The organism is Geomonas sp. RF6, from assembly GCF_021044625.1.
Classification (GTDB): domain Bacteria; phylum Desulfobacterota; class Desulfuromonadia; order Geobacterales; family Geobacteraceae; genus RF6.
The window spans coordinates 3,190,249-3,202,962 of the sequence record NZ_CP087999.1 but is presented as its reverse complement, the minus strand read 5'-3'; the positions used below and the strand labels follow the sequence as shown (position 1 = coordinate 3,202,962).

Annotated in this window: 12 protein-coding genes; 3 read left to right on the top strand and 9 right to left on the bottom strand. The window is 63.9% G+C overall.

Annotated features, from left to right (window positions below; translation table 11 throughout):
* Nucleotides 1-12 precede the first annotated feature (12 nt).
* The 6 genes from LPW11_RS13820 to der form a co-directional block, all read right to left on the bottom strand.
* A complete protein-coding gene (locus LPW11_RS13820; protein ID WP_230994459.1) occupies nucleotides 13-963 on the bottom strand; it encodes a chemotaxis protein CheW in 951 nt (316 codons plus the stop codon).
* 96 nt (nucleotides 964-1,059) lie between these two features.
* Entirely contained in the window at nucleotides 1,060-1,860 is an 801-nt protein-coding gene (locus LPW11_RS13815; RefSeq protein ID WP_230994458.1) for an ExeA family protein, read from the bottom strand.
* Entirely contained in the window at nucleotides 1,860-3,881 is a 2,022-nt protein-coding gene (locus LPW11_RS13810) for a chemotaxis protein CheA (RefSeq protein WP_230994457.1), read from the bottom strand. The genes LPW11_RS13815 and LPW11_RS13810 overlap by 1 nt, the downstream gene beginning before the upstream one ends.
* 50 nt (nucleotides 3,882-3,931) lie before the next feature.
* Nucleotides 3,932-4,297, bottom strand: a complete 366-nt coding sequence (locus LPW11_RS13805; RefSeq protein ID WP_230994456.1) for a response regulator — start codon at nucleotides 4,295-4,297, stop codon at nucleotides 3,932-3,934.
* The gene (locus LPW11_RS13800) at nucleotides 4,294-6,030 is read right to left on the bottom strand and encodes a response regulator (protein ID WP_230994455.1); all 1,737 of its coding nucleotides are present in this window, start codon (nucleotides 6,028-6,030) and stop codon (nucleotides 4,294-4,296) included. Before LPW11_RS13800 ends, LPW11_RS13805 begins: the two co-directional genes overlap by 4 nt.
* 79 nt (nucleotides 6,031-6,109) lie before the next feature.
* The gene (gene der, locus LPW11_RS13795; RefSeq protein WP_230994454.1) at nucleotides 6,110-7,432 is read right to left on the bottom strand and encodes a ribosome biogenesis GTPase Der; all 1,323 of its coding nucleotides are present in this window, start codon (nucleotides 7,430-7,432) and stop codon (nucleotides 6,110-6,112) included.
* Between the two features lie 365 nt (nucleotides 7,433-7,797).
* On the opposite strand from der, the gene LPW11_RS13790 reads away from it, so the two are divergent.
* Entirely contained in the window at nucleotides 7,798-7,977 is a 180-nt protein-coding gene (locus LPW11_RS13790) for a DUF1328 domain-containing protein (protein ID WP_230994453.1), read from the top strand.
* A gap of 217 nt (nucleotides 7,978-8,194) precedes the next feature.
* Here LPW11_RS13790 and era read toward each other — a convergent pair whose 3' ends face one another.
* From era to rnc, 3 genes are read right to left on the bottom strand one after another with little or no spacing between them, the layout of a single operon-like run.
* Nucleotides 8,195-9,085 carry a GTPase Era gene (gene era, locus LPW11_RS13785; RefSeq protein WP_230994452.1) on the bottom strand — a complete coding sequence of 297 codons (891 nt, stop codon included), beginning with the start codon at nucleotides 9,083-9,085 and terminating at the stop codon, nucleotides 8,195-8,197.
* A gap of 38 nt (nucleotides 9,086-9,123) precedes the next feature.
* Nucleotides 9,124-10,182, bottom strand: coding sequence for an elongator complex protein 3 (locus tag LPW11_RS13780; protein ID WP_230994451.1), 1,059 nt, complete (start codon nucleotides 10,180-10,182; stop codon nucleotides 9,124-9,126).
* Nucleotides 10,179-10,877 (bottom strand): ribonuclease III, encoded by a 699-nt coding sequence (rnc, locus tag LPW11_RS13775; RefSeq protein ID WP_230994450.1) that lies wholly within the window; start codon nucleotides 10,875-10,877, stop codon nucleotides 10,179-10,181. The genes LPW11_RS13780 and rnc overlap by 4 nt, the downstream gene beginning before the upstream one ends.
* 139 nt (nucleotides 10,878-11,016) lie before the next feature.
* Between rnc and tmk the strand changes: the two genes are divergently transcribed.
* Entirely contained in the window at nucleotides 11,017-11,697 is a 681-nt protein-coding gene (gene tmk, locus LPW11_RS13770) for a dTMP kinase (protein ID WP_230994449.1), read from the top strand.
* 2 nt (nucleotides 11,698-11,699) lie between these two features.
* Nucleotides 11,700-12,671 carry a DNA polymerase III subunit delta' gene (holB, locus tag LPW11_RS13765; protein WP_230994448.1) on the top strand — a complete coding sequence of 324 codons (972 nt, stop codon included), beginning with the start codon at nucleotides 11,700-11,702 and terminating at the stop codon, nucleotides 12,669-12,671.
* Nucleotides 12,672-12,714 lie beyond the last annotated feature (43 nt).

Genomic DNA, 12,714 nt, shown 5'->3' with positions numbered 1-12,714 from the left:
GCCTCCGCCCAGCTAGGAAAGGGTGACATCCAGCACTTTTTCCATGTCCAGAAGGATGAGCATGCGCCCGTCGACACGGCCGATCCCCTGCACGAAGTCGCGGTCGATCCCCTCGAGGACGAGCGGCGGCGGCTCAAACCCCGCCAGGGGGAGACGCACCACCTGGACCACCTGGTCCACCAGCACTCCGCAGAAGCCGCGCTCCCTCTTCACCACCACGATCCGCTCGCGCGGCGAGCGCTCGTGGAGGGAGAGACCGAGCCGCACCCGGAGGTCGAAGACCGGGATGATCATGCCGCGCAGCGACAGGACCCCTCCCACAAAGGGGGGGGTGCGCGGCACCTCGGTGAGCTCGCGCGGCTTGATGATCTCCTTTACGTCCATGATGCTGATGGCGTACTCCTCCTGCGCCACCTTGAAGCAGAGGAGCTCGACGGAAACCGCGCTCTCTTCCTCCACCGCCACGCCGGCACCCTCCCCGGCAGTGGCCTCTTCACGTCCTTTGAGGATCGCGGAGAGAGGATCAAAGGGGGCAGGAGCCCCCTGCGCCGCCACCGGCGCGGGAGCCGCTTTTTGCACGGCGGCAGGCTTTGGCGCAGGGGCGGGAGCCTCGCTTGCAGCCGGGGCCTCTTCCTGCACCGCGGCCTCCTGCAGCACATCGTCGACGATTTCCAGCAGACTTTCCTGGGGGAGCGCAGCTGTCGGCCACTGCATGTCGCCGTCGATCTCCTCCTCGTCCCCCCGGAGATCCTCGTCCAGCGCACATTCCACGACCGGCTGCGGGAACGTCTCCTCCATATCCTCCGGCGCCGGAGGCGCAGCGAAGGGGGCTTCCCGGAAGGAAACGGGGACCAATTCCACTACCGGTTCCGACGGCGCCGCGGCGGCGGGTGTTACCTCCTCCCACCCCGGCCGGGGTGCCTCCTGCTGTTGCGCTTTCTTTCTTATTTCCGCGAGGTTCATGGGAAACCTATACCTTTTGTCTTGCTGCCGGCGGCACCGGCTCTGCCGGCACCGTGTCTTTCCTTATTTTGTCCGGAGCTCTGTGCAGCCGCCTTCTCAGGAGAACATCTCCAGTGCCGCGTCCTCCACGATGGAGCTGTCGATCCAGGAGGAATCCTTCCCAAAGCCGATCAGGAGGGCGTTGGTGGCGACCGCGTTGATCTTTCGCGGCACCCCCCCCGTCAGCTCGTAGATCCGGTGCACCGCGTCCGGCGAAAAGAGCCCGGCCTCCCCCCCTGCAGCGACGATACGGAAGTCCAGGTACTCCAGCGTCTCTTCCAGGGAGAGGGGGAGGAGATGGTAAAAGAGCGAGATCCGCTGCCTGAACGGCTCGTACACCGGGAGGGAGAGCATCTCCCTCAGCTCCGGCTGCCCCATGAGGATGACGCTCAGGAGGTTTCTCTGGTCCAGCTGAAAGTTGGTGAGAAGCCGTATCTCCTCGAAGAGCTCCCGGTCCGGAATGAGCTGCGCCTCGTCGATCACCACGACCGGGATCTTCCCCGCCGCGTGCAGCCCGTAGAGGCAGCTGGTGATCTCCGCAAGGAGGAGGTCCTTCCCCTGCGGCGCCGGGGAGATGCCGAGTCCGGCGGCGATTACCCGCAAAAGCTCCAGGGCGTTGAGGCGCGGGTTGAACACGAAGAGGAAGTGGTAGCGGCTCCCCATGCGGTCCATCAGGGCGCGCGACAGCATCGTTTTCCCGCAGCCGACATCGCCGGTCAGAAGGGCGTGCTCGCTCTCCTCCACGGCGTACTCCAGGCGGGCGAGCGCCTCGCGGTGTCCCGAGCTCATGTACAGAAAGCGCGGGTCCGGGGTCTTGCTGAACGGCTTTTCGCCGAGCCCGTAAAACGCCTTGTACATCAGGCGCCCCCTCGCGTGGCCTCGTTGATTATTCCGGCAACGTCGAGGACGAGGATGGTGCGCTGGTCGCCGAGGTCCGCCGCGCCGGCAATCCCCTTGAAGCCGGAGAAGGTTTCCCCGATCGACTTGATGACGATGTCCTGCTGCCCCATGATGTCGTCCACCACGATGCCGAGCCGCTTCTCCGCGACCCCCACGACCACGACGTAGAAGCTGTCGCCGCTCGGTGCGCCCCCCTTCAGCTGGAAGAGCTCGCCGAGGCGCAGCAGCGGCAGGGTGTGATCGCGCAGCTGGATGACTTCTTTCCGCTCCACCGTGCCGACCTCACCCGCCTCCACCATGATGCTCTCCAGCACGGAGGCGATGGGGAGTGCGTAGGTGCGCCCGGAGGTCGCCACGATGAGCGCCTTGATGATGGCAAGGGTGATCGGAAGGGTGATGGAGACGACGGTCCCCTTCCCGGGGCGGCTGTCGATGTCGATGAGGCCGGAGAGGGCACCGATATTGGTGCGCACCACGTCCATCCCGACGCCGCGCCCGGAGATCTCGCTCACCCCCTCGGAGGTGGAGAAGCCGGGGAGGAATATGAAGTCGAGCGCCTCGCGGTCGGTGACCTGGGAAGGGTCGGAGATGACGCCGAGCGCCACCGCCTTTTCCTTCACCCTCTGCACGTCGATCCCCTTCCCGTCGTCCTCGACCTGGATCACGACGTGATTCCCCTTCTGGAAGGAGGAAAGGGTGATCGTGCCGCGCTCCTTCTTCCCGGCGGCGCTGCGTGCCGCGGGGCTCTCGATACCGTGGTCGATGGAGTTGCGCACGATGTGCATGACCGGGTCGGCGATCTCCTCGATGATGAGCTTGTCGAGCTCTGTCTCGGAGCCGAAGAGCTTCAGGTCGACCTGCTTCTCCTGCTCGCGGGAGATCTTCCTGACGATGCGGCTCATCTTTTCGAAGAGCTGCCCGACCGGGATCATCCTTATTTCCATGACCCCCTTCTGCAGCTCGGAGAGCTTCTTCTCCAGCCCCTTCGCCGCCTTGCCGAGCTCGATGGAGGGGGCGATCAGCCCGTCGCGGCGCAGGCGGCTGGCGAGCTCGTTGATGACCGAGTGAGAGAGGACGAGCTCCCCCACGATGTTCATCAGGCTGTCCAGCTTCCCGATATCGACGCGCACCGTGCGGCTCATGCTCTTTGCGGTGACGGTCGCCTCCGGGGGAAGCGATATCTCTTCCTCCGCCTCGGCGGGAACTGCTGCGACCGGCGCGCCGCTCTGCGAGCCGAGAAGGGTCAGGGTGAGGCGGTCCCGCTCGATGAGGGGGAGAAGTTCCTGCTCCGCGAGGTCGGTCCCGAAGAGGATCTCGAAGTCGATCCCGACGGAGAGGTCCCCACCGGCGGACGGGAGGGTGCTGATGACCTCGCCGACCTTCTTGAGCTGCTCGGTGAGCTCCATGAGATCGGAGTCGAAGCTCGTCAGCAGGAGCGAGACGCGCACCGAAAAGACCCGGCGCCCGCGCTTCACATTCTCCAGGAGCCGGTGCTCCTCGTACTCCGTCATGGAGGAGAGGACCCGCTCAGGGAGGCCGAGGACCGCAAGCGGCGAGGCCGGAGCGGCCGCCTCGTTTTTTTCCAGGCATGCGTTGATGCGGGAGATTGTCTTCGAGAGGTCGGGGCGGGGGGCCTCCGGGTCCCCTGCGCTTTGCAGGAGGGAGCCCAGAAGCTCCAGCGCTTCAAAGAGCGCCCCCACCATCTGGTGGTTCAGTTCGGTGCGCCCAAGGCGCAGGGCGTCGAGGAGGTTTTCCAGGTTGTGGGAGAGCTCGGAGATGTCGGAGAAACCGAACATCCCGGCGAGCCCCTTCAGCGAGTGGGCGGCGCGGAAGACGGAATTGATGAGCTCGGGGCTGCACTCCCCGCCGTCGGCGCAGTCGGAGAGCGATACCAGATCGACGCTCAGCTGATCGAGAACCTCTTCTGCCTCGGCGAGAAAATCTTTTAAAGCCTTCCCTGCGTTTTCTTCAACGCTCATAAAACACACTGTGCGGACGGCCCTTCCGTCCGCGCCCCCTCGCGGTATTCCTAGTCGAGATACTTGCAGATCAGATGCTGCAGCTTCTCCGGGTCAAACGGTTTCACCAGGTATTCGTCGGCTCCCAGAGCAAGCCCCTTCTCCAGATCGCGGTCGCCGCTCTCGGTGGAGACGATAAAGAGGGGGATCAGCTGGTAGTTCGGGTTGTTGCGCACGTAGCTTATCAGTTCGAGCCCGTTTATGTCGGGCATGTTGATGTCGGTGATGATGAGATCGACCTGCTGCCGCGGCAGGAGCCGCAGCGCCTCGAAGCCGCTCGCGGCCTCCACCACCGTGAAGCGCTCCAGGGCGTCTATGGTGGAGACGAGCATCGAACGCATCGTCGGCGAATCTTCGGCAATAAGGATCTTCTTCACAGCTCCTCCCGCGCCTTTTCCTGCAGCCTGCGCTGCAAAAGCGCCTTCTCCATGGCGATCCCCGCCTGGCTCAGGAATATCTCCAGGGAGTCGGTGTCCCTGATCGGACCGCTCTTCGGGAGGTTGTCGCCGTACAGAAGCGCCACCACCTTCCCTTCGCTTACTATGGGACCGGCGAAAAATTCAGTCGGGCGCTCCCCCCCGAGCTGGCGCACGAGGTAGTCGCTCCAGCGCGAGTCGTCCAGGCGCCCGCGCACCGCAAACTGGGTCTCGATGACCTGGGTGAAGGGGGACGCCTCGTTTCTCGGGATGCGCAGGCTGCGCACGCGCGCATCGGCGTCGCCGGCGCTGTCATCCATGCCGAACTGCCCGAGCCCCCGGATCTCGTCGCGCTTCACCAGGAGGATAAGGGCGCGGTCCACGAACTCGGCGGCAAAGCGCAAAACGAGGAGGATGATCCCGCCCCCCAGCGACGGATTGTTCAGCTCCTCCAGCATGCCGCGCAGCTGCGAGATCCCGGTGCTGTTCGCCATATGCGGCACCGGAAGGGCCGGCTCCTCGCCGAGCTCCAGGCGGAGCTCATCTCCGATGTTCACCCGGCCGCCGCTGCTCTTATCGACACCTACCCCCTGCGCCTGGCCGAGCCCCTGCACCACGGCGGGGGCGAAGGCGGCGGCCTCCCAGGCTATCTGGGACGGAGAGGGCTTCTGCAGAACGGAGACACCCATACCGCGGGCGCGACGCTCGGCGTCTTCGTTCGGGAAGTCGGTGAGGGCGAGGATGCGCAGCTCCGGGAAGTTGCAGCGCACGAGCTCCATCAGCTCCAGCCCGCCGAGAATACCGGTGCCGTCCATGCGCGGCATGATGAGGTCGAGAACGAGCGCGGGAGGGGTCCCCTCGCGGTACAGGGTGTCGACCCGGATCAGGGCATCCTCGCTGCGCTCCAGCGGGAAGACCCGGTACCCTTCCTCCTCGAGGAGCGGAGCGAGCGCCTCCAGTGTCGCGGGGTCGTCGTCCACCAGGACAAGGGGCTGGCCGCTCCCGCTCGGGACCTGCAGTACGTGGGAGGGAACGCTCCCCGCAGCGTGGTCGGAGATAGCGGCGGGCGCCGTCTCGAAGTGCGCCGTCCCGGCTGCTTCAAAGGGGGAATGGGTCGTTGGTGCGGGAGGGGATTCCGGCTGGGGTTCCGGCTCGAGGATGTCGTCGTCGATCTCGCCGCGATGGCGCCTCTCGTCGATGATGCGGGACCCTTCCATGGCGAGGAACTGCGGGTTTAGCCCCTGCTGCAGCATGAACTGCACGGAGTCCGTGTGGTGGGGCTCCCCCTCCGCGATCTCCTGGAGCTCGAATTCGAAGGTCCCTTCCGCCCAGGCGAAAAGGGAATAGACCACGTTTTCGATCTGCTCCCGGGCCACCGCCTCCACATCGTCGGCGCTCACTCCGAAGCGCTCCACCATGATCGCCCCGAGGAGCTGCCGGAACCCTTCCTCGGCCTGGATGCTGAGGGCGCGCTTCAGGATCGTGAGATCGATGATCCCCTTCTGGATCAGCACCTCTCCAAGGTTCTGCTGGAAGGTGCTGGAGCTTGCCCGGATCACCTGACCGGTGCGGAAGATGATGCGCGCCTCTCTTCCCCGGCTCATGAGGGACAGGACGCCCGATCTCCTGCTCAGGCTGACGATCTGCAGGATCTCTCCCAGCCCCAGGTCTTCCAGATTACCGACAAGACTCATAGCTCACATCTCTTAGGGGAAATGGCCACCGGAAACGGGCCTCATACTAAACTATCGCCACTTTTGTGTAAAGGAGCTTTTAACGATCCTTCTTGTCCCTGCCGCGGAACATGAGGCGCAGGGGAGTACCGTCGAATCCGAAGGCCTCGCGGAACTTGTTCATGAGGTATCTCTCGTAGGAGAAGTGGATCCCCTCCGGGCGGTTGGTGAAGATCACGAATGAAGGGGGCTTCGTCGCCACCTGGGTGGAGAAGTAAAACTTCACCCTCTTCCCCTGGTCGAGCGGGGCGTGATGCTCATCGGTCGCCTGAGAAAAGATGCGGTTTAACTCACTCGTGGAGACCCGGCGCGAGAACTGCTCCATGACGCGGTCCACCTCGCTTATGATCTTCCCTGTGCGCTGCCCCGTCTTTGCGGAGATGAAGAGGATCGGGGCGAAGGGGAGGTACTTGAAGCTGCGCCTGATCTCCTCCACGAATTTCCCCATGGAGCTGTTGTCCTTTGCCAGGGTGTCCCACTTGTTCACCACGAAGATGCAGCCGCGTCCCGCCTCGTAGGCGTAGCCGGCGATCTTCGAGTCCTGCTCCGTCACGCCATCCTCGGCATTGAGGACGATGAGGACGACGTCGGCGCGCTCGATGGAGCGCAGGGCATCCATGACGCTGTACTTCTCCAGCTTCTCCGTCGTCTTCCCCTTGCGCCGGATCCCGGCGGTGTCGATCAGGAGGTACGGCTTCTTGTTGCACATAAAGCGGGTATCGACGGAGTCGCGCGTCGTGCCTGCGGTGGGGTTCGCCACCACGCGCTCGAAGCCGAGGAGACGGTTCACCAGGGTCGACTTCCCGACGTTCGGGCGCCCGACGACCGCAATCTTCGTGATCTCCTCTTCCGTCTCATCGCGCCCCGGAGCCGGAAGCTTGGTGAGCACCTCGTCCATGAGGTCGCCGACCCCGCGGTTGTGCTCGGCGGAGATGGTGTGGATGGTGTCGATCCCGAGGGTGTAAAAATCGGCGGCGGCGTCTTCCAGCTTTTCGCCGTCGACCTTGTTTATGACGTAGAAGATCGGCTTGTCGACGCGGCGCAGCATCTTCACGACGTCGCGGTCGGCGGGGGTAAGGCCGTCGCGGCCGTCCATGACGAAGAGGATGAGGTCCGCCTCCTCCATGGCGAAGAGGGACTGCTCGCGCATCTGCTGCAGCAGGCGGTCCTCCGTCTCCGGCTCGAAGCCGCCGGTGTCGACGAGGATGAAGGGGATATCGAAGCGGTCGACTTCGGCGTAGTTCCTGTCGCGGGTCACCCCGGGGCGGTCGTCGACCATGGCCTTGCGGCGTCCGACGAGCCTGTTGAAGAGGGTGGACTTTCCGACATTGGGGCGACCGACGATGGCGATAATAGGTTTCATTTGCGTTTTTTCCAGGCTGAGACACCCGTCGCTAAGTTAGCGGCGGCACAGCATTTTCTGCGAGATGGGGTAAAGACGACCTGTATGTGTAGCATTTTGCGACACAATACGCAAGGGGGACGGCGCCCCTCATCCCCCCCCTCGGGCGAATGGGACAGAGGCAAGGAGAGAGGGGGCGATGCGTCGGGGAGTGGTTCCTTTGTTAAAAGGTGCCTCTCCCCTTTAGACCGGGCCGAGGGGAGGCAATGAAGCGGCGCAGAAAGAACTCATTGGAAAAAGGTTGAATTATAAGGGTTTTCACCGATGGGACTATGCTATACTTTTCCTAGCCACAGCAAGAATCACTGTGAGGAGGTGAGCCTCAGATGTTAAAGTGGGCACTCATATTCTTCATCGTCTCGATCATTGCCGCAGTATTCGGATTCGCCGGTATAGCTTCGGCAGCGGCAGGTATTGCCAAAATCCTCTTCTTCCTCTTCCTTGCGGTAGCGGTGATCATGCTGATCATCGGCCTTACCGCTGGCAATAAACTAATTCGCCATTAACCATCAAAGCAAGCTGAATAGCTTGAACAATAAAAGCGGCTGAAATACGCCGCTTTTTTTGTGTCCAGTCGGGAATCCGATCCCCGGGGTCCCCCCTCCCTTGACGGGAGGGGGACAGGGGGTGGGTGAAGCTGCCATCTGCAGATCTGGTGGCACCTTCCCCCCCACCCTCGCCCTCCCCGCAAGGGGGGAGGGGACGTGCAGAGAAGTGACGCCGCTAGTACCCGAACTCCTTCAGGAGGCGGCTGTTGTCGCTCCACTCCGGGCTCACCCGCACGAAAAGCTCGAGAAAGACCTTCGCGTCGAGGAGCCGCTGTATCTCCTGGCGCGCCTCCGTCCCGATCCGCTTCAGCATCGCCCCCCTCTTGCCGATGACGATCCCCTTCTGCGAGTCGCGCTCCACGTTGATGGTGGCGGTTATCGCCACGACTCCGTTCTCGCGCTCCTTGAAGGAATCGACCACCACCGCCACGGAGTACGGTACCTCGTCGTGGGTTAGCCGCATGATCTTCTCGCGGACGATCTCGGCCACCACGAAGCGCTCCGGGACGTCCGTCAGGATGTCCTCGGGAAAGTACTGCGGTCCCTCCGGCAGGAGGCCGTGCACAAGTTCCACCAGATCGTCGACGCCGTCGCCGGTGGAGGCGGAAACGGGGAAGATGTCGCGGAAGGGGAAGCATTCCTGGTAGCGGGAGATTTTCGCGAGGAGCTTCTCCTTCGGCACCAGGTCGATCTTGTTCATGACCAGGATGACCGGCGACCCGACGCCGCCGAGCACCTCGTCGATCATGCCGCATTCCTTGGCGGGGTCCGCTCCGGCTTCTACCAGGAAGAGGATGACGTCCACCTCCTGCACCGCGGCAAGCGCCTCATCCACCATGAACTTGTTAAGACGCGACTTCGCCTTGTGGATGCCGGGGGTGTCGATGAAGACGATCTGCCCGTTCGCGATGTTGTGGATCCCCTGGATACGGTTCCTGGTCGTTTGCGGCTTGTCGGAGGTGATCACCACCTTCTCCCCCAGGATGCGGTTCAAAAGGGTGGACTTCCCTACGTTCGGGCGCCCGACGATGGAAACGAAGCCGGAACGGAAAATATCTTTTGCCATGGATGTTGCTCCTTTTTGTCATACCGTCCGACACGCCGCTACCGGAGGGGCGGGCGTGTCAGATCCAATAAAGTTCCCGCAGAAATGCCGCCAGCCCACTCGACGACCACGTCGCCAGCGGAAAGCTCAGCATCTTCCCGCACCGACTCTACCACCAGGCCGAGGCGCTCCTGCATCCTATCGACGTTGCGCCTGCGCTGCCCGACGAGGTCGGAGAGGCGACCCGTCCCGCAGGAAAGGGAGATGCGGGTGCCGGATGGCATAGCTGCCGACAAGCGGCAGGTGAGATCAAAGTGCAGTTCCGCCGCCACGAGTTGCCCAAACGCCGGGTGATACGGCCCAGCGAGGAGGACACCGGACTCGAGCTCCGCGGTCGGCTGCAGTCCCATCCTGATTACCGGCACCCCACGGCGGGTCGCCTCCAGCAGCATCTCCTTGCAAAGAGAGAGCGCCTCGTCGAGTTCCAGAGGGCGGTAGGCGCCGCTGCGGTACATCTCCGCGAGCTCAGTCCCCTCCAGGACGAGGGTCGGGTAGATCCGCAGGAAGTCGGGATCGAGCGCCAGTGCCCGCTCGAGGGTCGCGAGGGAGCGCTCCCGGGTGTCCCCCGGCAGCCCCGGCATGAGCTGGATGCCGAGCGCGAGCCCCGCCTCCTTCACAACTTCGGCGGCCTCTACCGTATGAGCCGCGCTGTGCCCGCGCCCGGAGAGGTTCAGCACCTCGTCGTCCAGAGACTGCACCCCGAGCTCAACTGTGCGCACCCATTTCTCCCGCAGAAATGAGGCGATAGAGGTGTCGACGGAATCAGGCCTTGTGGAAATCCGCACCCCGCAAAGCTCACCGGAGGAGAGAAGCCCCTGCAGCGGCTCGAGAAGCGCCTCCTGGTCTTCCCGGGGGAGCGCGGTGAAGGTCCCGCCGAAAAAGGCCACCTCCATGGTGCGCCCCTTCGCGCTCGAACGGTACATCGATATCTTCTCGAGGATCTCTGCCGCGGTAGGAAGAGCGCCCCCCGCCCCTGCGATCTTTTGCTGGTCGCAAAAGACGCAGCGCTGTGGACACCCCTGGTGGGAAATGAAGAATGGAACGGTGATGCCGCTCACGCCTTTGTCTTGAGAAGTGCGCCGGCCACCTGCGCCGCCGCCTGCTCCGCCTCCTTCTTGCTCCTCCCGGTCCCCTGCCCCATGAGCTCTTCCCCGAGGTAGATCTCCACAGTGAAACGACGATCGTGATCGGGACCGGTCACTTCCTTCAGAAGGTAGCGCGGGAGCACCCCGAGCTGCAGGTGGGCGCGCTCCTGAAGGTCGGTCTTGTAGTCGCGCCCGAGCTGCGCGCCGGAGTCGAGGACCGGCAGGAAATGCGCCTCGACCACCCTCGTCGTCGGCTCGAGCCCCCCGTCCAGGTAGAGCGCCGCCAGGAGCGCCTCGTAGGCATCGGCAAGAAGGGAGCGCTTCTCCCGCCCTCCCCCTTTCTCTTCGCCGCGCCCGAGGCGCAGCGCCAGTCCGAGCCCGAGCTTCGTGGAGATCGCCGCAAGGCTCGTCTCGTCCACGAGCGCCGCGCGAACGCGGGTGAGCTCCCCTTCCCTGCTTCCCGGGAAGCGCGCCAGCAAAAGGGCGGAAAGGAGGAAGTCGAGGACCGCGTCGCCGAAGAACTCCAGGCGCTGGTTGTCGCGCCCCCGTCCCGCCTCGTTCACCCACGAACGATGGGTCAGCGCCTCCAGTAAAAGGGCGCGGTCGCGGAAGCGGTAACCGAGTGTTTCCTCGACTGCGGCAAGTATCGACTCTTCGTTTTGATCCATCACTCTTTCCGATGCCAATTTTTTATGCCACTATAGCCAAACGACCGCGTCATAGCAATAGCCATGCGGGTTTGCGGCTACTTTACTCTTGTATAATTTTTCTTCTTTCCCTATACTTCATTGATTTTATGGGGTTCGCGTGACGAATAAGAGCGGGTTTTTCATTACATTCGAAGGGATCGAAGGGTGCGGCAAGACGACGCAGCTGAGACTCCTGAAAGAGCGCCTGCAGAGTGCCGGTGAAGAGGTTGTCGCCACGCGTGAACCGGGTGGATGCGCCATCGCCGACAAGGTGCGCACCATACTCCTCGACGCGGAAAACAGCGCCATGACCCCTTGCGCCGAGCTCCTTCTCTACGCGGCGGCGCGGGCCCAGCATGTGGAAGAGGTCATCACCCCGGCGCTCAGGCGCGGCGGGATCGTCCTCTGCGACCGCTTCACCGACGCCACCGTCGCCTACCAGGGGCACGGCAGAGGGCTCGACCTCGACCTCATCGAAAGGCTGAACGCCCTCGCCACCGGCGGCGTCGCCCCGCACCTCACACTCCTCATGGACTGCCCGGTGGAAGTCGGGCTCTCCCGGGCGCGCGCACGAATCGAGAGCAGCGCAGGGGAGCGGGAGGAACGGTTCGAGCTCGAGTCGATGCGCTTTCACGAGCGGGTCCGCAGCGGCTACCTGTCCCTCGCGCAGAGATATCCCGAGCGATTCATCGTGATCGACGCCGGCCAGGGGGTTGCAGAAACGGCCGAGGCGATCGCCCTCGCCCTCTCCGGCAGGCTTCCGACGCGCCAGGCCGGCGCCGACTCCCCGAGTTCCTAGATATGGCCTTCTCCGAGGTCATAGGGCAGGACCAGGCGATTTCGGTGCTGCGCCGCTCAATTTCCATGGGACGCGTGGCGCACGCCTACCTCTTCTCCGGCATCGAGGGGTGCGGCAAGAGAAAGACCGCCCTCTCCTTCGTGCAGGCGGTGTTTTGCAGCGCGGAGGAGGCGTGCGGAGTGTGTCCTTCCTGCAAGAGGGTGGCGGCCGGGCAGCATCCGGATCTGCACATCCTGGAGCCGGACGGCGCCTTCATCAAGATCGAGCAGGTGCGCGAGCTGCAGAAGGAACTCGCCTACCGCCCCTTCGAAGCGCCGAAGAAGGCGTGCATCATAGACGGCGCCCACAAATTCAACGCCTCCTCCGGAAACGCCCTCCTGAAAACGCTGGAGGAGCCGCCGGGGGACGCGCTCATGATCCTCATCGCGCCGGAGCGCGCGGCTGTCTTGCAGACGATCCAGTCGCGCTGCCAGTCCCTCCCCTTCCAGCCCCTCTCGCAGGAGGCGATCGAGAAGCGCCTGGAGCTGGACGGCATCGCCCCCGCCGCGGCGCGCATCGCCGCCACCCTCTCCGCCGGGAGCCTGAAGCGCGCGCTGGAGATCACGAGCCAGGGGGCGCTCGGGGGACGCAGGGAGTTTTTGGAGCGGGTTTTCTCCCTCTCGCTCACAGACATCGCCCCCCTCCTCGCGCTGGCGGAGGAGTGCGCGGGGAACAAGGAAGGGATTCCGGAGCTCATCGAGCTTCTCCTCTCCTTTTTGCGGGACATCCTCCTCTTTGACGCCACCCCCGAGGGTGTGGCGAATGCCGACCTCGCCGAACTCGTCGCGCGGGAGGCGCAGGGGCTTGGAAAGACGTCCGTGATGGAGCTTATCGAGCAGCTCATGGCGCTGCGCGGTGCCATGAACCGCAACGTGAACGCGCGACTCGCCTTCGAGGTCTTCTTCATGAAGCTCGCGGCGGCAAAAAGGGGATAAACCCCTTCGGCCCATCTCACCATAGAGGTGGCGCCACCCGGCA